Source organism: Azospirillum sp. 11R-A, assembly GCF_049472615.1.
In the GTDB taxonomy this organism is placed as follows: Bacteria; Pseudomonadota; Alphaproteobacteria; order Azospirillales; family Azospirillaceae; genus Azospirillum; species Azospirillum palustre.
The window spans coordinates 44761-70525 of sequence record NZ_JBCEBL010000008.1; the positions used below are offsets into that span (position 1 = coordinate 44761).

Sequence of the window (25765 nt, forward strand, 5' to 3'; positions counted from 1 at the left end):
CGTCCTTGATGGAACGGCAGCCGCGGCCCATAGAAGGGCGAAGATTTAACGAACAACGATCGTAAAATATAAGAGCAAGCGATGGCAAAAAAATATCTGGAGTCCTGGAAGAAGGCCAAAGCCAAGTTCGAGGCCGACACCGGTAAGAAAAAGCCCGATCCGAAGAGCCGCTTCGGGAAGATTTTCGCCAAAATCAGTTCCACCGGATTTGAGAAGTCTTTGAAGGCGTACGATGCGGCCAAGACCATCAAGGAGGCGGAGAAGTACGCACGCGCCTTCCAGTCTGCCGCCTCGGACTACATCCCGACGCTGGACTCCGCCGGCAAAGCGGCGCGGCAGGATGGGGACAGCGTGTATGCCGACGCCTGCGCCGCGATGGTCGCGTCGCTCAACAAAATCACCGCCAATGTCTTCATGGACCTGGAACGGTTCGGAAGCTGGCCGGACAAGCTCGACAACTTCTTCAAATCGCCATACTGGTACAAGCTTTTGCTGAAGCAGGCCAAGAAGGAATACTCGACCGAGAATGTCGAGCTTTTCGGACTGATCCAGAACAAGAAGGTGCAATCGGAGGCGAACGCCCAGAAGGCCTATGAACTCTACATCCGGGTGGGTTCGCAAAAAGAGGTCAACATGTCCTCGACGACCCGGAAGCTCTGCGACAAATGTGCGCAGGACGGCAAATGGAAGGCGATGCCCTGGGACAAGGTGGAGATGGAAGTCGCTGTGAATTTGGGCGATACGGTTGCAAGGCTGGGTGCGGCAGTGGCCGATGGGACGGCATAGCGCCGTTGGCAGCGGTCGCATCGGTCTCCCGCCATAGGATGCCCGCTGGATATTGGAGGTGCGCATTGCCGCGTTGAGCGGCATACTCGTCGTTAAGTGTCACCTGTCCCGGAAGTAGGCATTCGGAAGCGTCAGGGTCCGGATGCCGCGTTTGTGCGTTCCATCTCCGGGAATGACACCGAGGCGAGTGCCATGATGAAGGATCCGAAGCAGATCGCGCGCGTTTGCCTCCAGGCGGCACGCGTCGACTTGGAAGCACACGCTGCCTGTGGGCTGATCACCGCGGACGACGAGTTCGGCCTGCGCTACAAGATCGCTGTCCAGGCATGCGATGTGAACGGCGACGACTGCCGGTTTCCCGCCTGCGCCTGTCCCTGGCCGGACTGTTCCCGGCAAACCCGGAAGCAGTGATCCGCAGTCGGGCTGAGAGGCGGGCTGAGGACGCCGGTGCCGACACGATGCAAATGCGGGCGCCGTCGTCGTCGGCCCTCTGACCGGCGACGACGGCTTCCTTCACGTCGGTTTCCGCCGGAGCGGCATTACCCGTTTCACACCGTCAGGAACAGCGCCGAGGTCCACACCCGTGACTGGTCGCGCTGGCGTCCGGTGAGGAACAACGGGTGCTCGCGGCCTGCCGCCAGATCCAGTCCGGCCAGCGGGATGCGGCCGGCGAGGTCGCGGGGCAGCGGCGCCTCGGTGACACGCTCCACCGTCACCTCCAGTTCCGTGCCGGGCAGCAGGCGGCTGAGGGCTCCGGTCGGCGAGCGGGCGGCATCCAGCAGCGCATCGCCGTCGATCTCCAGTACGGCCTCCGGCGCATGCGGGTTGGGCGGCGGGGTCAGCGGGTTGCCGACCTTCACATAGGTGCCGATGTCGAGATGCACCCGGATGCGCGTGCCGGCCAGCCGAGACAGAGTCAGTTCCACCCCGTCGGTGTCGCCATGGGTGACGGTGCGCAGAGCCACCGTGGTGGCGTCCTGCCGCCAGCAGCCCTGTTCGGGATGGTCGAAGCCGAAGGGCTCGACCCGCTGCACCGCCGCCCCGGTGACGGTGATGCCGCCGCTCCAATAGGCGCCGCGATAGCGGTCCTTGATGCGGGCGCCTCCCAGCCGCAGCCGGATCCGCCGCTCCGACAGCCCGAGTTCGCGGTGCAGGTCGCGCTCCCACAGCAGCGTCTCGCCGTCGTAGAGCCGCAGGCTTTCCCAGCCGCGATCCCCCAGCAGGCGGTAGTCGAGCCCGTCGCCGTCAGACGCAGTCACCACGTCGCCCATCCAGCGCTCGCCCAGCCGCAGGCTGGCGAAGCTGCGCTCCCCGGTGGTGGCGAAGGTGCGGCGCGAGCGCAGCGCCCGGCCGATGGTGGCGCGGTCGAGCCGGTCGGCCAGCACGCCGGTCAGCCCGCCGCGCGCACCGAACACCGCGGTGGCCGGTGCGCCRCCGCCGCAGCGGCCCTGGTGCTCGTCGCTGCTGGCCGAGGCGCCGAGCCGGTAGCCGCGGGCCAGCGCCTCGGCATAGACCCAGTGGAACTGGCCCCAGGCKGAGCCGATCTCGATCAGCCGYTCCAGYTCSGGATGGTGCCAGTCGAGATTGCAGCGCCGKCCGCCGACATGCGGGATCAGCAGATGGCCTTCMGGGTCGTCCTGATAGGCGGCATAGAGRTCGTCGAGCGGCCAGGCRCCGGGGCGCAGCTTGCCGCGSGTSGACTCGTTCCATTCGAAGGAGCGRACSGGCTGYCCCCGGCTGTCGRTGGGGAATTGCGGCACGCCGTCGCGCAGGAASACSACATTGTGGTCGCCGCCSGCCGCCGAGTTGCCGCACCATTCGGTTCCGGGRTAGCARACGAAGCGKCCGGCYTCGTTGAAGCSRTCRATCAGCCCGACCGCCTCGCTCCAGGCCTTTTCGGTGACGTTGAAGTCRTTGGCGGTGTAGCCCAGCACRTCCAGCCCGGCGATGTCGCGGCCGTAGGACAGGTTGTAGGCGGTGTCGTTGGTGCCGACCGTGTCGTTGGAATGGACATGCAGRTCGGCRTAGTAGGCRCGCGGYGCRTTCTCYTCGACGGTGACGAAGGCYTCSGCCGGGACCAGCCCGTCGGCSGYGGCGGYRATGCGCCASTCGCCYTSYGACARCGYMRCSTCCTGGCGATGGACCAGCCAGCCRTARGCRTCSGGGTTGGRCGAGAGCGTCAGTTGCTGCGTGGTCTCACCCYGCGGKCCCGYCAGSGTCAGGGYGGCATCGAYGGSGCCSCCGGTGCAGCAGTTGCCCCAGACATCCTCGGCGCGCAGCAGCAGGCTGGCCGGRCCGGGYGCSGTCAGGCGCGGCGYCRCCAGACGCAGGGCGGCAGGATCGCCGGGRACGATGTCGATCACGCAGTCGCCCGGCACCTCGGCATAYTTCTGGCTGCCGAGCGGGTCGATGAAGACGCGGAAGCGGAARCCCTGCTCGACGAAGCTCTGCACCCGCGTGCCCGGCCCRCCGCGCCGCCGGTCGCCCAGCCGGATGASGATCCGGTCGCCGGGRTTGAGATAGCCGTCGATCACGTCGATGACGATGGCCTTCTGATARGGGCGCTCATGGCCCTTCTGGTCRAASCGCACCTTCAGCGCCTGGATCGTCGCCGGRCTYTGCCCTGGCACCAGCGGCCCCGCYTCATACTCCGCCGAGACGTARTTGGCGGCCTGCGGGTCGCTGGTCTGGAACAGCGCCCAGTCCGAATAGAACTTCATCGCCAGCTTGATGCCGGCGCCGTCGGCGAGGCCCGAYGCCCCGACCTCGTAGACCAGTTGCAGTTCGGTCCATTCGCCRGCGACCAGCCGGCGGTGCGAACAGCTGGTCGAYCCCAGGAAGGGGCGGTCCTTGTTGCGCTCGTAMAGCCCGACGGGGGCGATGTGGCGGACAGGCGGCTGGGCTTCGGACATGGCGGCGTTTCCTCCGGTTTTGCGRKTTWTCGGGTCAGGCGAGGTGCCAGTGGCGGTAGCGCCGYTCGATGCGGCGGAAGACGAGGCTTTCGGTGATCCAGGCGGTCATGCCGATGATGGCGACGCCCAGCAGCACCTGGGTGGCGTTGCCGATYTGGCCGCCCATSGCCACCATCCAGCCGATCCCCTGSGAGGCGCCCAGCATCTCGGCCGCCACCAGCGCCCGCCACGCCTGGCTGAARCCGATGCGCAGSGCYGCGGTCAGGAAGGGCAGCGAGGCCGGCAGRTAGACRTGGCGGATCAGCTGCCAGCGGCGGGCGCCCAGCACGCGGGCGGCGCGCAGGTTGCCGTTGCGGATGGCGAGGAAGCCCTCCTGYACCGTCACCGCCATCGGGAACAGGGCGGCGACCACGATCACCATGGTGATGGCGACATAGCCCAGCCCGAAGAAGATCATCGACAGCGGCGCCCARGCGATGGGCGGGATCGCCATGAACAGGCCGGTCAGCGGSGCGGAAAAGGCGCGGAARCCCGGCGACAGCGCGCCGGCCAGACCCAGCGCCAGCGCSCCCAGMACRGCSACGGYGAAGCCGCCGRCCTCGCGCAGCAGGCTGGYGCCGACATGGGCGGCGAGCTGGCCGCTGTCSAGCCAGCGCASCGCCTCCGCCGCCACCGCCCAGGGYTGSGGCAGGACATAGGGCGGCAGGTTCCAGGCGGCCGCACTCCACACCAGCAGCAGTGCCGGAAAAGCCGCCCAGCCGTAGAGCCGGGTCCGCATCAGCGGCCCGCCCGGCGCAGATAGGAGCTGTCGACGATGTCCGCCGCCTTCATCGGCGCCGGGATGAAGCCGAGCGCCAGCGAGGTGTCCATCAGCCGCTGGATGAAGGCGAGGTCGCTCTCCTCCAGCCGGTCCGACCAGCCCAGCCGCTTGCGCGCCTCGGCGGCAACGGCGGCAGGCGCGATCTCCGTACCGTCGGCGCGCTTGACCGGCTCCAGCTTGAACGCCTCGGCGATCAGGGCGTCGCCTTCGGCCGGGTGGTCGGATAGCCAGGCGATGGCCTTCGCATGGGCGCGCAGCAGCTTCACCACATCGTCCGGCCTATCCGCCAGCGTCTTCTTCGGTGCCATCACCACGTACCAGGGATAGCCGGGCAGCGCCTGGTTGACGTCGAACAGCACATGCGAGCTCCCCCGCAGCACCTGCTGGCTGATGAAGGGTTCCCAGGTGAAGGCGGCGTCCACCGTGCCGCTGTCCAGCGCGGCATTCATGTTGCCGACTGGCATGGAGACCACCGACAGGTCGCGGTCGGGATCAAGGCCGGCCGCCTCCTTCAGCACGACGCCGCGCAGCAGCACATCCATCCCGCTGCCGCGCGCCACCCCGGCGACCTTGCGGCCGCGCAGGTCGGACAGCCTGGCGATGGCGGGATTGTTGGCGATCACCGCCGCCTGCCCGTAATTCACCTTGGCCAGGATCCGGCTGTCCAGCCCGCGCGCCGCCCACTGGTAGACCGGCGGCGCGCCGATATAGGCGACGTCCAGCTCGCCGGCGGCCAGCGCCTGCTGGATGACCGGCCCGTCGCCGAAGGGCTTGGCCTCCACCGTCAGCCCCTCTTCGGCATAGAAGCCCTTGCGGTCGGCGACCAGCGCCGGGGCGTTGGCCATGGCGAAGACCCAGCCGACCCGGAGCGGCCGGCTGTCGCCCGTTGTGGCGGCCCCGGCCGGGGCGATGCCGGCGAGCAGAGCGATGGAGCCGTACAGGGCGGCGCACAGTGCCGCGGCGAAGATCCGGTTCATGCGCGAAATCCTTCTGGTCGGGGCTGGCAGGGGGCTGGCAAGGGGGAGGGCTGGTCCCGGCTGCGGCTCAGGCCGCGGCGACGATGGCGGCAATCCGCTCCAGCAGCGTGTCGGTCAGGGTGGTGAAGCGCTCCAGCCGCCGGGTCTCGCGCAGGCGGCGCGGGCGGGGAAGGTCGATGGTCAGTTCGCTGTGGATGCCGGCCGGAGCGATGTCGAGCAGCACGACGCGGTCGGCCAGGAACACCGCCTCCTCCACGTCGTGGGTGATGAACAGGACCGTCTGGCCGAGCCGGCCGCACAGCCGCAGCAGTTCCTCGTTCAGGGTGGCGCGGGTGATGGCGTCCAGCGCGGCGAAGGGCTCGTCCATCAGCAGCAGGCGCGGCTCCAGCACCAGCGCGCGGGCCAGGGCCACCCGCTGCTGCATGCCGCCCGACAGCTGGTGGGGAAACTTGCCGGCCGCGGCCTCCAGCCCGACCAGGGCCAGCGCCGCCAGCGCCTTGTCCCGCTGCTCCGCATCCGGCAGCCGGCCGGCCATCCGCAGGCCGAACCGGACATTGTCGAGCACGTCGAGCCAGGGAAACAACTGCGGCGATTGGAAGACATAGCCGAGCGCCGGCATCTCCGGCGTCACCGTTTCTCCGTCGATGACGATGCGGCCGGAATCGGGCGGCAGGAAGCCGGACAGCAGGTTCAGCAAAGTGGTCTTGCCGCAGCCCGATGGGCCGAGCAGCGCCACGAACTCTCCGGGCCGGGCGGACAGTGCCAGCGAGCGGAACACCGGGTGCGCACCATCATAGGCGAAATCCACGCTATCGACGTGGAAGTCGGCACCGCCGGGGCGGTCATTGGAAAATGCCTCGAAGCGGCTGCTGGAGGAACAGGCCGGAATTCCACAGTCCATGTCCGTCTTATCCCCCCGATCAACCGGTTCAACTCGATAATACATTATAATACATATTATAAAATACGTAGCAACTAGGGAATTGAATCGGGATTCACGCGGCCGGCACCGTGGCGGGATGGAGGCTTGAGCCGTCCCGTCCCCGGTGGCATCAAGGCGGCCTCGATCCGCTGGCCGGGTCGATCAATCGGGGAGGGAAGCCAGGGTGCCCGTGGTGCGAGACAACGCGACGGCGCTGTACCGGCAGATCGCCGACCGGCTGCGCGACGAGATCGCCGCCCGGCTGTTCGAGCCATCGGGGCGGCTGCCGACGGAAAGCGAGATCGGGACCCGCTTCGGCGTCAGCCGGGTCACCGTCCGGCTGGCGCTCGACCGGCTGGAGGCGGACGGGCTGATCGAGCGCCGCAAGGGCAAGGGCACCTTCACGGCGGGCAAGCGCGTCCAGCATCCGCTCGACCGTTTGCGCAGCTTTCACGAATCCCTGCGGCTTCAGGGGCTGGACGCCGCGATGCGGCCGATCTCGGCGCGGATCGTCGCGACTCCGCCGGACCTGCGGGAGGATTTCGGCCCCCATTGCCTGGAGGTCTGCCGCCTGCATCTGGTGGATGGCGAGCCGGTGGCCCTGGGCCGCAGCCTGCTGCCGCCGGCTCTGGAGCCGGTCGATTGGCAGGCGGCCGGACACAAGCCGATCTACGGCATCCTGCAGGACATCGTCGGCAAGCCGGTCGGCGGCGCCGACATCGAGGTGAAGGCGGCGGCGGCCGATGCGGAGGTGGCGGCGGCGCTTGGCCTGCCGGCGGGCGCGCCGGTGCTGGTGATGGATCGCCGCTCCGTCTTCGTCGGCGGCGGCTGCGCCGACCGTTCGGTGTTCCACATCAGATCCGAGCGCTACAGCTTCATCCTGTCCCACCGCTGGGAAGGGTAGGGTCGGGCGACGGACATCCCGGCCGGATAGAACATGGATTATTTGTGTAAAAGAATTTTGAATCGCTATCTTTACAGTAGGAATAAATAAGGTCTATGTTCTCCTCAGATGGTGAATGGAGAGCGTTGCACACGATCCCGAACGAGGAGGGATGGCGATCCGCGGCAGTCCGTCGCTGTCGTCCGGACGGTCACCGCCGGTCCGGACGCCGCCAACCGATCCGAATTTCAAAATTTGAAAGCCAGATTTTTGAAAGACAGCCCGATGCTCGATCTGATCCTTCGTTCCACCGCCCTGGTTGCCGGCACCCTGTCGCTGCTGGCCGCACTCGGCCTTGCCCAGCCTGCCTTTTCGCGGACCGTGCCTGCCAATCCGGCGACGGTGCCGGTGGCGATGGGTGTCAGCGGGCTGCTGTCGGTCGGCCAATAGCAGTTTTCGCCTCACAACATAGCCCAACGTTCCAGGGCGGTGCGGACCCGAAGGATGACGGGTGGCCAATCGCCCGGCCGGTCCTGGCGGAACAGGCGCATGGTCGGATACCAGGGGCTGTCGGACCGGTTGCGCAGCCAGCGCCAGCAGGCATCGTGGCGCGACAGCATCCAGACCGGCCGTCCCAGCGCGCCGGCCAGATGGCACACCGAGGTGTCCACGCTGATGACAAGGTCGAGTTCCGCGACAAGCGCGGCGGTGTCGGCGAAATCCTCGACCTCATCCATCCAGTCGACAAGGTCGAGACCGGATGTCCGCGCTTCGCTCGCCGGCGGGCCTTTTTGCAGGCTGTAGAACCTCACACCCGGAATGCCCGCGAGCGGGGCCAGGGCAGCCAGCGGCAGGCTGCGCCGCCGGTCGACCATATGCGCGACGAACTGCTCGTCATGCGCCGAACCGGCCCAGACCAGACCGACCTTCAGTCCGCCCTCACCGCCGGGGCTCCCGTCGAGCCTCCGTTTCCAGGCGGCGCGCTCCTGCCCGGGCGGGCTCAGATAGGGGACGGAGGCCGGAATGGTCGCCAGACCGGTGCCGAACACCAGTGGAAGGCTGAGCAGCGGAATACAGGCATCGCATGCCGGTGGCGGCTCCGTGAGCGACCGGACGGAGGCGATGCCGGGAAGCCCGGACAGCAGCCGGACCAATGCCGGCTGCACCATCAGGTGGACATGGGCGCCGAGTGCCGCCAGCATCGGGGCATAACGGACGAACTGCAGCGTATCTCCCTGCCCCTGTTCGGCCACCAGAAGGAGCGAGCGCCCTGCCGGGTTTCCGCCGGTCCAGCGTGGCGCATGGGCCGGATAGGCCACACGCTCCATCCGCCAGCGCGATTCGTAGAGGCGCCACCCCTTGGCGAAGTCGCCTTCCGCCAGCAGCACCATCGACAGGTTGAAGCGTGCCACGTCGCTTTCGGGCTGAAGCGCCAGGGCGCGCTCGTTGCCGAGGCGCGCCGGTTCCGTCATCCCACTGCCATGTTCAGCCAGGGACAGGTTGATCAGGGCGGCCGGAGAAGCCGGTTGCAGGGAGAGAGAGCGGCGGGCCAGCGATAGGGCCGTCGCGAAATCACCGCGCAGGGTTGCCACCAGACTGTCGCCGGCCTCGGCATGTCCCTCCAGCGGCGCCAGCCGGCGCAGCCGGCCATGCAGGGCCTGCGCCGCGTCGAGCCTGCCCAGCCTGATCAGCAGGCCGGCATGGTTCACATAGCCGGCCGGCCGGTCGGGCGACAGCGCAACCGCGCGCCGGACACAGGCAAGCGGAAGAGCCGGTTCCGCCGTTTCGCCAAGCCCTCCGGCCAACGCCAGCCACGGCAGCGGGTTGTCCTGCGCCAGCCGCACCGCCCGGCGCAGGACGATCGGCAGGCGCTCCATCGCCCGCCGGTCCAGCAGGATCGAGCCGGCGACCGACCAGGCTTCGGCAAAGCCGGGATCGAGAGCCAGCGCCCGCACCGCTGCCCGTGCCGCCGCCTTGAAGCGGCGGCTCTTGAGCAGCAGAGAGGCCAGCCCGGCCCAGGCCTTCGGATAGGCGGGACGCAGCCGCAATGCATGGTGGTAAGCCTGCGCCGCACCGGCAGGTTGGCCCAAGGCACGCCGCGCTTCAGCGAGATTGTGCCAGATGCTTGCCCGATGGGGCGCCAACAGGGCGGCCGTGGTGAAGAGAGAAGCGGCAAGCACGGCCTCTCCCTCGGCCAGGGCGGCGGCGCCTCGGAAGGTGAGGGCGGCGGCCGGGTCGGTAAAACTGTCGGTTGGGTGGGACATAAAAGAATTGTCCTCTGGAACGTATCTGACCGATACGGAGCAGCCTTCGAGATATGTCTATGCGGGTTTGGACGCCGGTCCGATTCGGATCGGTCAAATTCACGGTCCGTTCCGACCTTTGCAATCTAATGGTTCCTTCGTCGATATCCTCTCAAGCCATTTCCATCTTTGGATGCGGGCGATTCCCAACTTTAAGGAGATTCCATATTCTCTTATTAATTTAACTTTATTTTACGCGGTATGCGAATAAATCATCCATGATGGGTGGGGACAGACGAGAGGGAACGCTGGATGGCCGATGAAGAACGATCCCAGCCCCTGGTGACCCGGCCGATGCTGGAAGGTACGCCGAATCTGCCCGACTGGCTGGCGACGATCGGCTGCGCGATTGCCTTTTCGACATACGAGACCCACAGGCTGTTCTTTCTTGGGTTGGGTGAGGATGGGCGTTTGAAGGCCCATGAGCGGATGGTGCAGCGTTGCCAGGGGCTGTGCGTCGACGGAAACGCGCTGTGGGTCGGCGGGCAGTCCCATCTCTGGCGCTTCGCCAACACGCTGCAGCCATCCGACCGTACGCCGTCGGGCGCAGATCGTCTTTACGTGCCGCGCCTGGGTTACATGACCGGCGACGTCGATATCCATGACATCGCGGTCGGACCCGACGGTGTTCCGGTCTTCGTCAACACGCGCTTCAGCTGTCTTGCCGTTCCCGACGCCGACCGAGGATTCCGTCCGGTCTGGAAGCCCGCCTTCATTTCCGCCCTGCGCAACGAGGACCGCTGCCATCTGAACGGGATGGCGCTCGGCGAGGACGGCCGGCCGATCTTCGCGACGGCATTGGGCCGTTGCGATGTCACCGAAGGCTGGCGCGAGCGCCGGACCGACGGCGGCGTGCTGATCGATGTCCTGTCCGGCGAGGTCGCCTGCGCCGGACTGTCGATGCCCCATTCCCCGCGCTGGCACCGCGGCCGGCTCTGGCTGCTCAATTCCGGCTCCGGCGAGCTTGGAACGGTGGACGGAAGCGGCCGTTTCGAGCCGGTCTGCTTCTGCCCCGGTTTCGCCCGCGGGCTGGCCTTTCACGGGAAATGGGCGGTCATCGGGCTGTCGCGTCCACGGGGCGGTCACGGAACGCTGAGCGCCTTGCCGCTCGAACCGGCGCTGGAGCGGGCCGGGGTTTCCGCCCAATGCGGCTTGGCCGTCGTCGATACGGACAGCGGGACCGTGGCGCACATGCTGTGGCTCCATCACACCGTGAACGAGCTGTACGACGTCGCCATCCTTCCCGGCGTGCGCCGTGCCGAGGCGGTGGGGCTGCTGGATGCGCGGGCGCTGGCCGAAGCGGTGGCCACGCCAACGGAAATTCCGAATTGACGGGACGCCCCACGGTGGCCGGCGAGCCGACGCGGTGTCGATATTTGTTTCTGAAGGGCTGAAAGATCGTGACCACTCCCACCTTTACCCTTGTCGGCACCAATTCTTTCGGCCTCAGCGATGTCGGGGATTATGCCGCCCCAGTGTTCCAGGACCTCGACGGCGACGGCGACCTCGATCTTTTGGTCGGCAACAAGCTGGGCGAGACGGTCTATTTCACCAATGTCGGAACGAGCCTCGCACCGACCTTTTCCCTGCAAGGCACCAATCTTTTCGGCCTCTCCAGCGCCAACTCCTATGCGAAACCGAGCTTCGTCGATATCGATGGAGACGGTGATCTCGATGCGTTCATCGGCAGCAACGATGGCGGCACGCGGTTCTTCCGCAACAACGGGACATCGTCCTCGCCAACCTTCTCCCTGGAGGGCACCAACCTCTTCGGCATCGCCACCAGCAGGTACACGGCCCCGACCTTCGCCGACCTGGATGGCGACGGCGACGCCGACCTGCTGATCGGGAACCAATTCGACGGCATCCTTTTCTACCGCAACACCGGGACCGCGTCGGCGCCCACCTTTTCGCTGGAGGGAACGAACCTCTTCGGCATGACGCCGGGCGTCAGCCACAACGCGCCGGTCCTCGTCGACCTCGACGGTGACGGCGATCTCGACCTGGTGAACAAGGACGTCGTTTCCATCAACGTCGGGACGACATCGTCCCCCACATTCTCGCTCGTCGGGACGGCTGTCTACGGCCTCGGCACCGGAGGCTATCCGATGCCGGCGCTGGCCGACCTCGATGGCGACGGCGACCTCGACGCACTCTATGGCATCGACACCGGCATCCTGAAATATCTCAGGAACATCGCGCCGGTCGTCAGGACCCTGGCCGATTCCGGCAACACGCTGACGCTGTCGCAGATCAACACGTTGACCGGCGGCACCGGCACCGACGTCATCGCGCTGGGTAACATCGGCGCGACCTTCCTCGTCACCGGCATCGAAACGCTGACGGGCGGTAGCGGCACCGATGTCGCCACGCTCGGCACCGCCGGCAGCACCCTGATGGTGTCGGCCGTTGAAACGCTGACAGGTGGAGCCGGCACCGACGTGGTGACGCTCGGCACCGCCGGCACCACCCTGCTGACCTCTGCAATCGAGACGCTGACCGGCGGCGTCGGCACCGACATCGTCACGCTGGGCACCGGTGGTTCGACGCTGCTGGTGAGCGGTCTGGAGACGCTGACCGGCGGCGTCGGCACCGACATCGTCACGCTTGGTACCGGCGGCTCGACCCTGCTTGTGCGGGGGCTGGAGACGCTGACCGGCGGCGTCGGCACCGACATCGTCACACTTGGTACCGGCGGCTCGACCCTGCTTGTGCGGGGGCTGGAGACGCTGACCGGCACCACGGGCACCAATGTGGTCACGCTGGGCGACCCGGCCGGCACCACCATGACGGTGTCGTCGCTGAAAACCCTGTTCGGCGGGACTGGAAACGACGTCATCACGCTGGGTTCGGCGGGCAACACCATGATTGCCTCGCTGGTGGAAACCCTGCTCGGCGGGATTGGAATCGATACCCTCACCCTGGGCTCGTCAGGGAACACCGCGTTCTTTTCGAACGTGGAAACCGTGCTGGGCGGTGCCGCCATCGACGTCATCCTTCTGAGCGATGCCGGCAATACGATGGCGGTCTATAGCGTCGAAACCATCGTCGGCGGCGCGGGAACGGACTCCATCCTCCTCGGCTCCAATGGCGTACGATATGCGGTGTCGGGCGTGGAAGTCGTCACTTCTGGCGGCGCGGGCGGCACATCGACTTTGAGTTTTGGGACGCAGGGCAACACCACCACGGTGTCGCTGGTGACGACCATCATCGGCAATAGCGGCACCGACATAATCACCCTGGGATCGGCCGGCGTCACCACCAGGGTTGCGGAGCTGGAGACGCTGACCGGTGGTGTCGGCACCGATGCCGTGACCATCCTGACATCCGGCGCAACAATGCGGGTTTCCCTGCTGGAAACCCTGACGGGTGGTGTCGGTACCGATGTCCTCACCGTCGGCTCCGGCGGCAGCACCATGCTGGTGAGGCAGCTGGATACGCTGACCGGCGGTGCCGGCACCGACATCGTGACGTTCGGCTCCGGTGGCAACACGACATCGGTGTCCGAGATCGAGACGTTGACCGGCGGGACCAACGTCGACGTCGTGACGCTCGGCTCCGGTGGCAGCACCATGTTGGTGAGGCTGCTGGAAACCCTGACCGGCGGTGCCGGCACCGACATCGTGACACTCGGCACCGGTGGCAGCACTCTGCTGATCTCGGCTGTCGAGACGTTGACCGGAAGCGTTGCCACCGATGCCGTGACGCTCGGCACAGCGGGAAACACTCTGCTGGTGTCCAGAATCGAGACGCTCATCGGCGGGTCTGGGGTCGATGCCGTCCAACTCGGCACCGGCGGCAACACCATCTTGGTGAGGCAGCTGGAGACGCTGAGCGGCAGCGCCGGCACCGACGTGGTGACGCTCGGCACCGGCGGCAACATGGTGCTGGCAACCGATGTCGAGACGTTGACCGGCAGTGCCGGTTTGGATGCCGTCATCCTCGGCACCACCGGCAGCACAATGCTGGTGTCCGACATCGAGACCCTGACGGGTGGCATCGGCATCGACGTTGTAGCACTGGGCACCGGCGGCAACACCGTGCTGGTGTCGTCTGTCGAAACACTGACCGGCGGGGCCGGCACCGACATAATCACGCTCGGCACCACCGGCAGCACTTTGCTGGTGTCCGACGTCGAGACCCTGACCGGCGGTGCCGGTACCGATATCGTCATGTTGGGCACCACCGGCAGCACAATATCGGTGTCCGATATCGAGACGGTGACGGGAGACGGCGGCACCGACGTCGTCATCCTGGGGACCGTCGGCTCAACCCTGAGCGTGCAGGGCCTTGAGACCTTGACCGGTGGGGCCGGCACCGATGTCGTGACGCTGGGCACCGGCGGCAACACCATGCTGGTGGCCGGCATCGAAACACTGATCGGCGTTGCCGGCACCGACATCGTGACGCTGGGCACCGTCGGCAACACACTGCTGGTCTCGGCGCTCGAAACGCTGGCGGGTGGAGCCGGAACCGATGCTGTTACACTTGGCACCGGCGGCAATACGCTGAGTGTCACCGCCATCGAAACGCTGACGGGTGGCGCCGACACCGACATTGTGACGCTGAGCACCGGTGGCAACACCGTGCTGGTGTCGTCTGTCGAAACACTGACCGGTGGGGTCGGCACCGACATAATCACGCTCGGCACCGCCGGCAGCACACTGCTGGTCTCGGCTCTCGAAACGCTGGCGGGTGGAGCCGGAACCGATGCTGTTACACTCGGCACCGGCGGCAATACGCTGAGCATCACCGCCATCGAGACCCTGACGGGTGGTGCCGGCACCGACGTTGCAACGCTGAGCGCCGGTGGCAGCACTCTGCTGATTTCTCTCATCGAAACGCTGACCGGCGGAGCCGGAACCGACATCGTGACGTTGGACACCAGCGGCACTACCCTTACGGTCACGGCAGTCGAGACTCTGACGGGTGGGGCCGGCACCGACGTCGTCACGCTCGGTACCGCGGGCAATACCCTTACGGTCGCGGCAGTGGAGACGCTGACCGGGGGGGCTGGCCTGGATGTCGTTGCCCTTGGCACCGCCGGCAGCACGATGCTGGTTTCGAGGCTGGAGACCGCGCTCGGAGGCAGCGGCACCGATGTCATCCTGCTTGGAACCGGCGGCAACACGATTCTGGTTTCGCGCATCGAGACGCTGACCGGCGGTGCCGGTACCGATCTCGTGACGCTGGGCACCGGCGGCAACACGCTGAACGTCACCGGTATCGAGACGTTGACCGGCGGCACCAACACCGATGTCGTTACCCTTGGGACCGGCGGCAACACGATTCTGGTTTCGCGCATCGAAACGCTGACCGGCGGTGCCGGCACCGATGTCGTGACACTCGGCACCAGCGGCAACTCGGTGCTGGCCTCCGACATCGAAACACTGATCGGTGGGATTGCTTCGGATGTCATTGTGCTCGGCACCGCCGGCAGCACGATTTATCTGTCTCGCATCGAAACATTGACGGGAAACAGCGGCATCGATGTCGCGATTCTGGGCTCCAGCGGCAACACGCTGAGCATCTCCGGCATCGAGACCTTGACGGGCGATGCCGGCACCGATGTTCTGAGGTTCGGCACCGCCGGCACCACGCTGCTGGTTACCGCGGTGGAAAGCATCATCGGTGCCGGTGGCACCGACGTCGTGACCTTCGGGTCGACCGGCAACACGGTCTTGATCTCGGCGCTTGAAACGCTCGTCGGTGGTGCTGGCATCGATAGCGTCACGGCCAGTGCCAGCGGTGCCACTCTTCTGGTTTCCCAGATCGAAACGCTGACCGGTGGCTCGGGCCTCGATTCCATCCTGCTGGCGGGAACGGGCAACACTGTCCTGATGTCGAGAATCGAAACGCTGACAGGTGGCGCCGGAATCGATGTCGTGACGTTCGGCTTTACCGGAAGCACGACGCTGATGACCGGCATCGAGACGCTGACGGGCAGCACCGGCATCGATCTCGTGACCCTCGGCACCGCCGGCAACACGATGCTGATCTCGGCTGTCGAGACGCTGACGGGTGGGGCCGGCACAGACGTGGCGACGCTTGGCACCGGCGGCAACACGCTGCTGGTCTCGGCTATGGAAACGCTTGCCGGCGGGGCCGGCACCGACATCGTAACGCTTGGCAACGCCGGCAACACGCTGAGTGTCGTCGATATCGAGACCCTGGCCGGCGGCAGCGCAACCGACATCGTCACGCTCGGCGCCGGCGGCAACACGCTGCTGGTTTCGCTCATCGAAGCGCTGACGGGTGGGGCCGGCACAGACGTGGCGACGCTTGGCACCGGCGGCAACACCTTGCTGGTGTCGGCGCTTGAAACGCTGACCGGTGGGGTCGGTACCGACGTCGTCACGCTCGGCACTGCCGGCAGCACATTGCTGGTGTCCGGTATCGAGACGGTGACGGGAGACAGCGGCACCGACGTCGTCATCCTGGGCACCGCCGGCTCAACCCTGAGCGTGCAGGGCCTTGAGACGTTGACCGGCGGTGCCGGCATCGACGTTGCGATACTTGGCACCGCCGGCAACACGCTGCTGGTCTCGGCTCTCGAAACGCTGACGGGAGACAGCGGCACCGACGTTGTAACGCTGAGCACTGGCGGCAATACCCTGCTGGTGGCCGGTATCGAGACGCTGATCGGCGGGATTGGCACCGACGTCGTGACGCTGGGCGCCGCCGGAAACACCCTGCTGACGACCGGCATCGAAACGCTCATCGGTGGCTCCGGCACCGATGTCGTCGTGATCGGCGCCAGCGGGGCGACCATTCACGTCGCCAATATCGAAACCATCATCGCGACGGGGCAGACCCTTCATCTGAGCGGGCTGGAAACCCTGGTCAGCATTCTGAGTGCCGACATTCTCGTCCTGGACGACGGTGGCAGCACCCTGACCGTCTCCACCCAATACAGGACCATTCTCGGATCGTCGGCATCCGATGTGATCACGCTTGGAAGCGGCGGCAGCACGGTTCTCGTCGAACGCCTCGAAACGCTGACCGGGTCGAACGGCGGCGATACGGTGATCGTCGGCACGGCCGGCATCACGCTGCTGGCCACGCTGTTCGAAACGATCATCGGCGGGGCCGGCACCGACATCATCACCCTTGGCGGCGCCGGCGGCACCCTGCTCGTCGACCGGCTGGAGACTTTGAGCGGCGGCAGCGGAGTCGATATCGTCACCCTGGGCACCACCGGCACAACCCTGCTGGTGAATGGCATCGAGACATTGGCAGGGTCGGCAGGCACCGACGTCGTCACATTGGGAGCCGGCGGCAACACGATCCTGGCCGATCTGATCGAAACTCTCGTCGGCGGCACGGGGGCCGATCTGGTCATCCTCGGCACGTCCGGGTCCACCGTCTCCCTCTTGGCCATCGACAGCCTGACCGGCGGATCCGGGACCGATGTCATTGTCCTGGGCTCGGTCGGAAACACCCTGCTGTTGCGCGGTATCGAGACGCTGGCCGGTGGCGCCGGCACCGACATCGTCACGCTGGGTGGCACCGGTAACACCCTGCTGGTTTCGGCTCTCGAAACAATCGTCGGCGGTGCGTCTCTCGACTCGATTTCGCTGGGCACCGCGGGCAGCACCCTGTTTGCAACGGCTCTCGAGACTCTGACCGGCGGACTGGGCACCGACGTCGTGGCTCTCGGTTCTGCCGGCAACACCCTGTCCGTTTCGGGTGTCGAGACCATTGCCGGTGGCGATGGTGCCGATGTCGTCGCCCTGGGCACTGCCGGCGACACCCTGCAAATCTTCGGCCTGGAGACGATCACCGGCGGTGCGGGCACCGATGTCGTGACGTTCGGCTCCGCCGGCGGCACCCTGCTTGCCAATTTGCTGGAGACGATTGCTGGCGGCACGGGCTCCGAGCTGATTTTCCTTGGCTCGGCCGGCGGCACGTTCCTGGTGTCCGGCCTGGAAATGCTGATCGGCGGCGCCGGCACCGACATCGTCACTCTGGGGCCGGCCGGCAGCACGGTCGTCGTGCGTGGCCTTGAAAGCCTGACCGGCGGTTTGGGCATCGATGCCGTCACCATCGGCGACACCGGCATTACCATGGCGGCCTCGGGCATCGAGACGCTGGTCGGCGGTTTGGGCATCGATGCCATCACCCTGGGCACGGCCGGCGGCACCCTGCTGGTTCGGGCGATGGAGACCCTGACCGGCGGCATCGGCACCGACGTGATCGCCATCGGGTCTGCCGGCGGCACGCTGCTTGCCAACCTGCTGGAGACGATTGTCGGTGGTGCGGGCTCCGAGTTGATCTTCCTCGGCTCGACCGGTTCGACGGTCACGGTATCGGGCATCGAGATCCTGATCGGTGGGGCCGGCACCGACGTTGTCGCACTGAATGGCGGCGGCAATACCGTGCTGTTGCGCGGCATCGAGACCCTGACTGGCAACAGCGGCAGCGATGTGGTGACGCTGGGCGACACCGGCAACACGGCGACGGTGTCGCTGTTCGAGACCATCATCGGCGGGACCGGTGTCGACAGCATCCTGCTCGGSWMSRCCGGCAACACGYTGGYKGTGYYGSGKSTYGARACGCTGGTCGGCGGGTCCGGCCTGGACGTGGTGACGCTGGGGTCCGGCGGCAGCACGCTGATGACGRTGGCGGTGGAAACGCTGATCGGCGGCAGCGGCCTGGATGTGGTGACGCTGGGCACCGGCGGCACGACGGTGCGGATCGTCGGCATCGAGTCCGTCACCGGCAACAGCGGGCGCGACGTCGTCCAGCTGTCGGAGAGCGGCGGCACCTTCATCGTCAATTTGCTGGAAACGCTGGTCGGCAGTTCCGGCAGCGACGTGGCGGTGGTCGGCGAGCTCGGTGGCGGCTCGACCCTGCTGATCGCCGGGCTGGAGATCCTCGTCGGCAGTTCCGGCTCCGACATCGTCACGCTCAGCGACGGCGGCAACACCACGCTGCTGCGCATGCTGGAGACGTTGACCGGCGGCACCGGGCTGGACGCCATCACCATCGGCAACCGCGGCTCGACCATGCTGGCGTCGAACCTGGAAACGCTGGTCGGCGGCTTCGCGCTGGAYGTGATCGGGCTGGGCACCGGGGGCAACACGCTGCTGGTGTCGCAGCTGGAGACGCTGACCGGCGGGGCCGGGCTGGACATCGTGACGCTCGCCACCGCCGGCTTYGACAGTGCGGCGGACATGAACCGGGTGTCGGGCACCAGCGGCAACACGCTGCTGGTCTCCGGGCTGGAGACGCTGRTCGGGTCGAGCGGGACCGACGTGGTCTATCTCGGCTCGGCCGGCAACACGCTGCTGGTGTCGGGTTTGGAGATCCTGGTCGGCGGGGCAGGCAGCGACGCGGTGACGCTGGGCGACGGCGGCAACACCGTGCTGYTGCGCGGCATCGAGACCCTGACCGGCARYRSCGGYRYCGAYSTSCTGWYGCTGGGCGAYACCGGCAACACGGCGACGGTATCGCTGTTCGAGACGATTGCCGGCGGCACCGGTGTCGACAGCATCCTGCTCGGCACCGGTGGCTCCACGCTGCTGGCGTCGCAGTTGGAAACGCTGTCGGGCGGCGCGGGGCTCGATGTGGTGATGCTGGGGTCCGGCGGCAGCACCTTGGTGGTGGCCCAGCTTGAGACGTTGCGGGGTGGGGCCGGCCTGGACGTGGTGACGCTCGGCACCGGCGGCACGACGCTGACGGTGTCGGCCATCGAAACCATCACCGGCGGCGCGGCGACTGATGCCGTTACCATCGGGTCGGGCGGCATCACGCTGCAGGCGACCGCGCTCGAGACCCTCATCGGCGGCGAAGGGCTGGATCTGGTCTTCCTGGGCGGTTCCGGCAGCACTCTGCTGGCATCGGCGCTCGATATCCTGGTCGGCGGCAGCGGTCGGGATGTCATCGCGCTGGGCTCAGGCGGCAACACGCTGCTGCTGCGCGCGATCGAAACGCTGACCGGCGGGGCGGGCAGCGATGCCGTCACCATCGGCGACACCGGCTCCACCATGCTGGTGGGGGCGGTCGAGACGCTGACCGGCGGGACCGGGCTGGACATCGTCGCATTAGGTTCGAGCGGCAACACGCTGACGGTGTCGCTCCTCGAAACGCTGACCGGTGGGGCAGGCAGCGACGTGGTCGCGGTCGGCACCCTGGGGGCGACCCTGGTGGCCAATGCCCTTGAAACCCTGCTGGGTGGCACGGCATCCGAACTCATCTTCCTCGGTTCGGGCGGATCGACGATCTCGGCGTCGGGCATCGACACCCTGATCGGCGGCCCCGGCACGGATGTCGTGACGCTGGGTTCGGCGGGCAACACCATCCTGCTGCGCGGCATCGAGACCCTGATCGGCAACGGCGGTATCGACGTGCTGACGCTCGGCGATACCGGCAGCACATCGACGGTTTCGCTTTTCGAAACGATCGTCGGCGGCCTCGGCAGTGACCTCATCGCCCTCGGCWCGRCCGGCAACACGCTGGTGGTSWCGGGTGTCGARACRYTGSYSGGCGGSGCCGGCACCGAYATCGTGACCATCGGCACCGCCGGCGGCACGCTGCTGGYGYTYGGYATCGAGACGCTSRTCGGYGGYRTSGGCSTGGASGTCATCYTCACCGGYTCGGCKGGGKCKACCCTGACCGTCTCGRGYGCSGAYTTCGTSATCGGCARYKCCGGCACCGAYGTSCTGACMYTGGGRTCGGCSGGCAACACCACCACCATCCGCRRCATCGAGACGCTGATCGGCGGYRCYGGYWCCGAYCTSGYGWTCCTGGGCGAYACCGGCAACASGWTGACSCTGGGKKCKGGYRTCGAGATYCTGSTYGGCGGCGCYGMMMMSGAYGTSGTGACCATCGGCASKKCGGGCRCCACCCTGSTGACCCGCGGTGTCGAGACSCTGATCGGCGRTGTCGGYAYCGAYGTCATCACCCTSGGCGACASGCCGAACATTGTCACCGTGACGGGCATCGATACCCTGACCGGCGGTGCSRRCACCGACRTYGTCTTCANCGGCCNSSNNCCGGCGTGACGATGACGGYYTCGGGCNWYSRAGTTCNTGGTCGGCGGTGCCGGTTCGGATGTCGTNNCRCYSKGGGCGNNRSSGSGRMSACCRYCACCGTCCGCGGCATCGACACCCTGTCGGGCGGTGCGGGCAGCGAYCTGGTSTTCCTGGGCGACACCGGCGTSACCATGCGGGCCGAGAGCGGGATCGAGATCATCATCGGCGGTGCGGCCACGGACGTGGTCAGCTTCGGCGAYGGCGGTTCGACCGTCCTRCTGCGCGGCATCGAGACGCTGGCCGGCGGCACCGGCAACGACGCGATCACCCTGGGCGACACCCCGAACACGGTCACGGTCAGCGGCATCGACAGCCTGAYCGGTGGCGCYRMCACCGACATCGTCCTCACCGGTTCGGCCGGCGTGACGATGACGGCCTCGGGCGTCGAGTTCCTGGTTGGCGGCACCGGCTCGGATGTCGTGACCCTGGGTGCGGCGGGCAACACCGTCATCACCCGCGGCATCGACACCATGATCGGYGGTGCSGGTAGCGACYTGGTGATCCTGGGCGACACSGGCGTSACCATGCGGGCCGAGAGCGGGATCGAGATCCTGGTCGGCGGCGCCGGTTCCGACATCGTCAGCCTCGGCGACGGCGGCAACACGGTCCTGCTGCGTGGCATCGAGACCCTGACCGGCGGCACCGGCAACGACGTGATCACGCTGGGCAACACCGGCGTGACCATGTCGGTGCAGAACGTCGAGACGCTGGTCGGCGGCACGGGCACCGATGCGATCACGGTGACCGGCGGTTCGGGCATCCGCTTCCAGGCGGGTTCGGGCGACAGCATCGCCCTGGCGTCGGGCAGCGGCACCGACACGGTGGTGTACTCGTCCCTCACCGACATCTCGGCGCTGGGCACGAACACCGGCTCCGTCTCGGTGTCGAGCTTCCAGTCGGGCACCGACAAGGTGCAGCTGACCGATGCCGCCCGGACGACGGCGGACCGGAACGGCGACGCTTCGCTGACCACAGCGACCGCGGCGACCAATGGAGCGAGCATGACCAACGAGCTGGTGAGCCTGACCTCGGTCGTCAGCGGCAGCCTGACGGACGCCGGCCTCGCCAATTTCCGCACGGCCCTGGGGACGCTGACGAACTCGTCGGCCGGTGCAAGCATGCTGGTTCTGGCCAACAACGGCACCAGCTCCGGCCTGTACCAGGTGGTCGACACCAACGGCGATGGACAGGTGGCCGCCACCGAGGCCCGGCTGCTCGGCATCTACAACAGCACGGTGCTTTCGCTCTCCGACGTCAACCTTGGTTGATGACCGGATCGGGGCCGGCATTGCGGCCGGCTGGGGAAGGCGGGCGTTCCTCCTTCCCCAGCCGGCCGCAAATCTGCTATGGCCGCGGAACCGGGCGGACTCTAGCCTTTTGGTTTCCCGTGCGATTCACGCTTCAAGCGATTCCGCTTGAACCGATCGCACTCCAGGCTATGCCCGGGTGAAAGGAGTGGGCGCCATGTGGCACCTTGACTGGATCCGCCGTTCCCTGCCGAGCACCCTGCGCGGCAAGCTGCTTCTGGTTTCGCTCGCCGTGGTTGTCCTGCCCATCTCGCTGACCGGCTATCTGCTGGAGCGGGAGGGGCGGCAGGCGCTGGTCCGGGAAAAGTCGGAGAAGCTCTTCGGCCTGACGCGCCTGCTGGACGCTCATCTCGGCCCCGGATTCGATTCCCTGCTGACCGATGCCGGTGTCGATGCCGCTGTTGCGGCCGGCGACCGCGATGCCGCCATCCGGGTCCTGTCGGGCCGGCTGACCCCCTTCACCGACATGATCGCCGGGGCGAATCCCGGCGTGGGGGTCGGCTATTACAGCAAAGCGCTCAACACCATCATCACCTATGGGCCCAGCCGGGACTACAGCGCGACGGTCGGCACCACCATACCGCCGGAGCATCCGGGCTGGCATGTGCTGGAAAGCGGGAAGCAGGCGCTCGAAAGCGGCCGGCAGGTGCGCGGCTTCATCCTGAACGCGATGCTGCCCATCCTTCGCGACGGCGGCGTGATCGGCTATATCTGGGCCAATGAGCTTTCCGACGATGTGGAGCGGCAGGCAGCCGCCATGGACCGGGCGGTCCTGACCGTCAGCCTCGGCGGAATACTGCTCGGGCTTGTGCTGACGCAGGTGCTGACGCGCGGGGTCGGCCGCGACATCCGCCAGATCATCGACGGCCTGCTGCGCATGCGGAGCGACCTTGGCGACGCGATCCGGCCGCCGCCCGGCGAGGTCGGCGCCATCGCGGTCGAGGTCAACGCCATGGCCCGCGCCCTGCTGGATGCCAAGTCCCTGACCGAAAACATCCTGCACAGCATCGCCGATGGCGTGATCGCCGTGGATCGGGCCGGGCAGGTCACGGCACTCAACCCGGCTGCCGAGGCGATGATCGGGGTGAACGCCACCGAGGTGATCGGCAGGCCCTATGAGTCCCTGTTCAAGCCGGATGGCCGCTTCGCCAGCCCGCTGCTCGACACGCTGAAGACCGGCCGGCAGCATGTCGGCGTGGCGCTGGATTTTCCGGGGACCAGACAGACGCTTCATCTCACGGTGTCGAGCAGCGTGCTGCGCGACAGCCATGGCGAGGCCATCGGCGCGGTGGTGGTGCTGAAGGATCTGACCGAGCAGCAGCGGCTCCGCACCCAGATCATGCGGGCCGACCGGCTGGCGGCGCTGGGCGAACTGGTCGCCGGCCTCGCCCACGAGGTGCGCAACCCGCTGACCTCGATCCGCGGCTTCATGCAGTTCCTCGAAAGCTCCGACGATGTCGCCGAGTGGCAGCGCTATGCCCCCCTGATCGTGCGGCAGGTCGACAGCCTGAACCGCCTCGTCACCGAACTGCTGGAGTTCGGCCGGCCCCGCCCGCCGGCCTTCCTGCCGGTGCAGCTGAACGATCTGATCCGCGAGGTGTCCCTGCTGGCCGGGCGCAAGTCGAACGCCCGCATCGCCCTGCATCCCGCCCCCGACCTGCCCCTGGCCGAAGCCGACGGCGAGGCGCTGAAGCAGGTCATGCTCAACCTGATCATCAACGCGGTGCAGGCGACCTCGGAAACCGGAGGCATCGCCATCGCCACCGCCATGGCGGCGGATGGCCGCGAGGCCGTCATCACGGTGAGCGACGACGGCGAGGGAATCGCGCCGGAGAACCTCGACAAGGTGTTCGATCCCTTCTTTTCGACCAAGCCGCAGGGGACCGGGCTCGGGCTGGCGATGGCGCACCGGATCGTCGACGCGCATCATGGAACCATCGCCATCGCCAGCGTGCCGGGTGCCGGCACCACGGTGACCCTGCGGATTCCCATCCTTCACAACCGGGCGGTTGACGCATGACGACCCAGTTTCCTGCCATGCAGGCCATTTCGGCGCCGGCCGTCCTGGTGGTGGACGACGACGAGGCGATCCGCGAGATGCTCGCCGCGGTGCTGACGCGCGACGGGCTGTCGGTGACCACCGCCGCCGACGGGGTGGAGGCGGTCGCCGCCTTCGCCGCACAGCGCCATGCCGTGGTGCTGATGGATGTCCGCATGCCGCGGATGACCGGGTTGCAGGCGCTGGCGGAAATCCGCAAGCTCGACCGCTCCACCGCGGTGATCCTGATGACCGCCTATGCCGAGGTCGGCGCTGCGGTCCAGGCGATCAAGGACGGCGCCTTCGACTATGTCATCAAGCCCTTCGACATCGCGGAGATCCTGCTTCAGGTCGGGCGGGCGTTGCAGATGCGCCGGATGCGCGACGACATCGCCACCCTGCACCGCGAACTGTCGAGCAGCTATCGCACCGACCGCATCCTGACCGCCAGCCCGCGCATGAGCGAGCTTCTCCAGACCATCGCCAAGGTCGCCAAGAGCAACGCGACCGTGCTGGTGACCGGCGAGAGCGGAACCGGCAAGGAGCTGGTGGCGGCGGCCATCCACTACAACAGCCCGCGCAATGCCGGCCCCTTCGTCAAGGTCAACTGCGCCGCGGTGCCCGAAGGGCTGCTGGAAAGCGAGTTCTTCGGCCACGAGAGGGGCGCCTTCACCGGGGCGCAGGCGCGCCGACGCGGCCGCTTCGAACAGGCGGAGCACGGCACCCTGTTCCTCGACGAGATCGGCGACATCTCCCCCAGCTTGCAGGTGAAGCTGCTGCGCGTGCTTCAGGAGCGTGAGTTCGAGCGGGTCGGCGGCGCCGAACTGGTGCGTACGGATGTGCGCGTCATCGTCGCCACCAACCGCAACCTTGAGGAGATGGTCCGCCAGGGGCTGTTCCGCCAGGACCTCTATTTCCGGCTGAATGTCGTGACCCTCAGGACGGTGCCGCTGCGCGAGCGGCCGGAGGATGTCCGCCTGCTCGCCAGCCATTTCCTGCAACGCTTCGCCGCCGAGAACCGCATCGATGTCAGCGGCATCGACGAACAGGCGATGGAGCGCCTGCTGGCCTACCGCTGGCCGGGCAACATCCGCGAACTGTCCAATGCAATGGAGCGCGCGGTGGTGATGAGCACCGGTGCCATGATCGTCACCGAGGATTTGCCGGAGCAGATCGCCGGGCGGGCCGGGGACAGCGAACCGGCAACCGATACCGACAGCGACGGCGCTGCCGCCCCGTCCGCCGCCGGCAGCCTGCGCGAACAGGTCAGCCGCTTCGAGGCACGGGTGGTGGCCGACGCGCTGGCCCGCAACGACGGCAACCGGATGAAGACGGCCCAGCAGCTGGGAATCAGCCGCCGCTCCCTGCTCTATAAACTTCAGGAATACGGCATTTCCTGAACGGACGGTCTAAGGGGGGGCTGCTGCGCAAGTTTTTGCGCAGCACGCACAAAGTTGCGCACCGGATCGGGCGGCCGGGGCGGCTTTCTCCCGGTTCCGACCGGCAGCGGTCGCCGAATTCCAGTGCAGATCCTGGATTTCTCCGTCATCCAGACCGGAACCGGCGATTGGCACATCCATTGCTAGAGTGTGGGTATATCGGCCGGCTCAGACGGTCCACGGCACTGGCCTGGATGTCGCGGGTCCCCCGATCGCAGCGCTATGAAACCAAGAATGAGCGCGCGGTCCACCTCTCAAGGATCCCCGTCCGGGATCCCGGGGCGGGCTCCGCGCCCGCGGGGCTGCCGGCGGAAATCGATCCGCCGCACCCCGACGTCCAAG

The 25765-nt window shown here is 67.2% G+C and carries 14 protein-coding genes; 9 read left to right on the forward strand and 5 right to left on the reverse strand.

What is annotated here, in order from left to right; genetic code table 11:
• Nucleotides 1–81 precede the first annotated feature (81 nt).
• The gene (locus tag VH569_RS13645) at nucleotides 82–786 is read left to right on the forward strand and encodes a hypothetical protein (protein ID WP_423315823.1); all 705 of its coding nucleotides are present in this window, start codon (nucleotides 82–84) and stop codon (nucleotides 784–786) included.
• A gap of 192 nt (nucleotides 787–978) precedes the next feature.
• Nucleotides 979–1197, forward strand: coding sequence for a hypothetical protein (locus tag VH569_RS13650; RefSeq protein WP_109051073.1), 219 nt, complete (start codon nucleotides 979–981; stop codon nucleotides 1195–1197).
• Between the two features lie 137 nt (nucleotides 1198–1334).
• Here the strand turns inward: VH569_RS13650 and VH569_RS13655 are convergent, their stop codons facing one another.
• The 4 genes from VH569_RS13655 to VH569_RS13670 all read right to left on the reverse strand — a co-directional run bounded on the left by VH569_RS13655 (nucleotide 1335) and on the right by VH569_RS13670 (nucleotide 6396).
• Complete coding sequence (locus VH569_RS13655) at nucleotides 1335–3698, reverse strand: hypothetical protein (RefSeq protein ID WP_423315824.1); 2364 nt, start codon at nucleotides 3696–3698, stop codon at nucleotides 1335–1337.
• A gap of 34 nt (nucleotides 3699–3732) precedes the next feature.
• Complete coding sequence (locus VH569_RS13660; protein ID WP_423315825.1) at nucleotides 3733–4476, reverse strand: ABC transporter permease; 744 nt, start codon at nucleotides 4474–4476, stop codon at nucleotides 3733–3735.
• Nucleotides 4476–5495 (reverse strand): ABC transporter substrate-binding protein, encoded by a 1020-nt coding sequence (locus tag VH569_RS13665; protein WP_423315826.1) that lies wholly within the window; start codon nucleotides 5493–5495, stop codon nucleotides 4476–4478. The genes VH569_RS13660 and VH569_RS13665 overlap by 1 nt, the downstream gene beginning before the upstream one ends.
• A 67-nt stretch (nucleotides 5496–5562) precedes the next feature.
• Nucleotides 5563–6396: an ABC transporter ATP-binding protein gene (locus tag VH569_RS13670; RefSeq protein WP_423315827.1), complete on the reverse strand. Its 834-nt coding sequence runs from the start codon at nucleotides 6394–6396 to the stop codon at nucleotides 5563–5565.
• 205 nt (nucleotides 6397–6601) lie between these two features.
• Here VH569_RS13670 and VH569_RS13675 point away from each other — a divergent pair, with 205 nt between their 5' ends.
• Together VH569_RS13675 and VH569_RS13680 are read left to right on the forward strand one after the other, a co-directional pair.
• On the forward strand, nucleotides 6602–7321 hold the full coding sequence (locus tag VH569_RS13675; protein WP_423315828.1) for a GntR family transcriptional regulator: 720 nt from the start codon (nucleotides 6602–6604) through the stop codon (nucleotides 7319–7321).
• A 264-nt stretch (nucleotides 7322–7585) separates the two neighbouring features.
• Nucleotides 7586–7750, forward strand: coding sequence for a hypothetical protein (locus tag VH569_RS13680; protein WP_199235382.1), 165 nt, complete (start codon nucleotides 7586–7588; stop codon nucleotides 7748–7750).
• Between the two features lie 11 nt (nucleotides 7751–7761).
• On the opposite strand, the gene VH569_RS13685 is transcribed toward VH569_RS13680, so the two are convergent.
• Nucleotides 7762–9564, reverse strand: a complete 1803-nt coding sequence (locus VH569_RS13685; RefSeq protein WP_423315829.1) for a tetratricopeptide repeat protein — start codon at nucleotides 9562–9564, stop codon at nucleotides 7762–7764.
• Nucleotides 9565–9855: 291 nt separating this feature from the next.
• Here VH569_RS13685 and VH569_RS13690 point away from each other — a divergent pair, with 291 nt between their 5' ends.
• From VH569_RS13690 to atoC, 5 genes are all read left to right on the forward strand, one after another.
• Nucleotides 9856–10935 carry a TIGR03032 family protein gene (locus tag VH569_RS13690; RefSeq protein ID WP_423315830.1) on the forward strand — a complete coding sequence of 360 codons (1080 nt, stop codon included), beginning with the start codon at nucleotides 9856–9858 and terminating at the stop codon, nucleotides 10933–10935.
• Nucleotides 10936–11078: 143 nt separating this feature from the next.
• Nucleotides 11079–20609, forward strand: a complete 9531-nt coding sequence (locus tag VH569_RS13695) for an FG-GAP-like repeat-containing protein (protein WP_423315960.1) — start codon at nucleotides 11079–11081, stop codon at nucleotides 20607–20609.
• Nucleotides 20610–20770: 161 nt separating this feature from the next.
• On the forward strand, nucleotides 20771–21907 hold the full coding sequence (locus tag VH569_RS13700; RefSeq protein WP_423315831.1) for a hypothetical protein: 1137 nt from the start codon (nucleotides 20771–20773) through the stop codon (nucleotides 21905–21907).
• Nucleotides 21908–22103: 196 nt separating this feature from the next.
• Nucleotides 22104–23966, forward strand: a complete 1863-nt coding sequence (gene atoS, locus VH569_RS13705) for a two-component system sensor histidine kinase AtoS (protein ID WP_423315832.1) — start codon at nucleotides 22104–22106, stop codon at nucleotides 23964–23966.
• Entirely contained in the window at nucleotides 23963–25384 is a 1422-nt protein-coding gene (gene atoC, locus VH569_RS13710; protein WP_423315833.1) for an acetoacetate metabolism transcriptional regulator AtoC, read from the forward strand. Before atoS ends, atoC begins: the two co-directional genes overlap by 4 nt.
• The last annotated feature ends 381 nt before the right edge of the window (nucleotides 25385–25765 follow it).

Bases quoted from the DNA above. Each gene is read 5' to 3' on its own strand.
- VH569_RS13645 (WP_423315823.1), top strand. From the start codon at position 82: ATGGCAAAAAAATATCTGGAGTCCTGGAAGAAGGCCAAAGCCAAGTTC.
- VH569_RS13650 (WP_109051073.1), top strand. From the start codon at position 979: ATGATGAAGGATCCGAAGCAGATCGCGCGCGTTTGCCTCCAGGCGGCA.
- VH569_RS13665 (WP_423315826.1), bottom strand. From the start codon at position 5,495: ATGAACCGGATCTTCGCCGCGGCACTGTGCGCCGCCCTGTACGGCTCC.
- VH569_RS13670 (WP_423315827.1), bottom strand. From the start codon at position 6,396: ATGGACTGTGGAATTCCGGCCTGTTCCTCCAGCAGCCGCTTCGAGGCA.
- VH569_RS13680 (WP_199235382.1), top strand. From the start codon at position 7,586: ATGCTCGATCTGATCCTTCGTTCCACCGCCCTGGTTGCCGGCACCCTG.
- VH569_RS13685 (WP_423315829.1), bottom strand. From the start codon at position 9,564: ATGTCCCACCCAACCGACAGTTTTACCGACCCGGCCGCCGCCCTCACC.
- VH569_RS13690 (WP_423315830.1), top strand. From the start codon at position 9,856: ATGGCCGATGAAGAACGATCCCAGCCCCTGGTGACCCGGCCGATGCTG.
- atoS (WP_423315832.1), top strand. From the start codon at position 22,104: ATGTGGCACCTTGACTGGATCCGCCGTTCCCTGCCGAGCACCCTGCGC.
- atoC (WP_423315833.1), top strand. From the start codon at position 23,963: ATGACGACCCAGTTTCCTGCCATGCAGGCCATTTCGGCGCCGGCCGTC.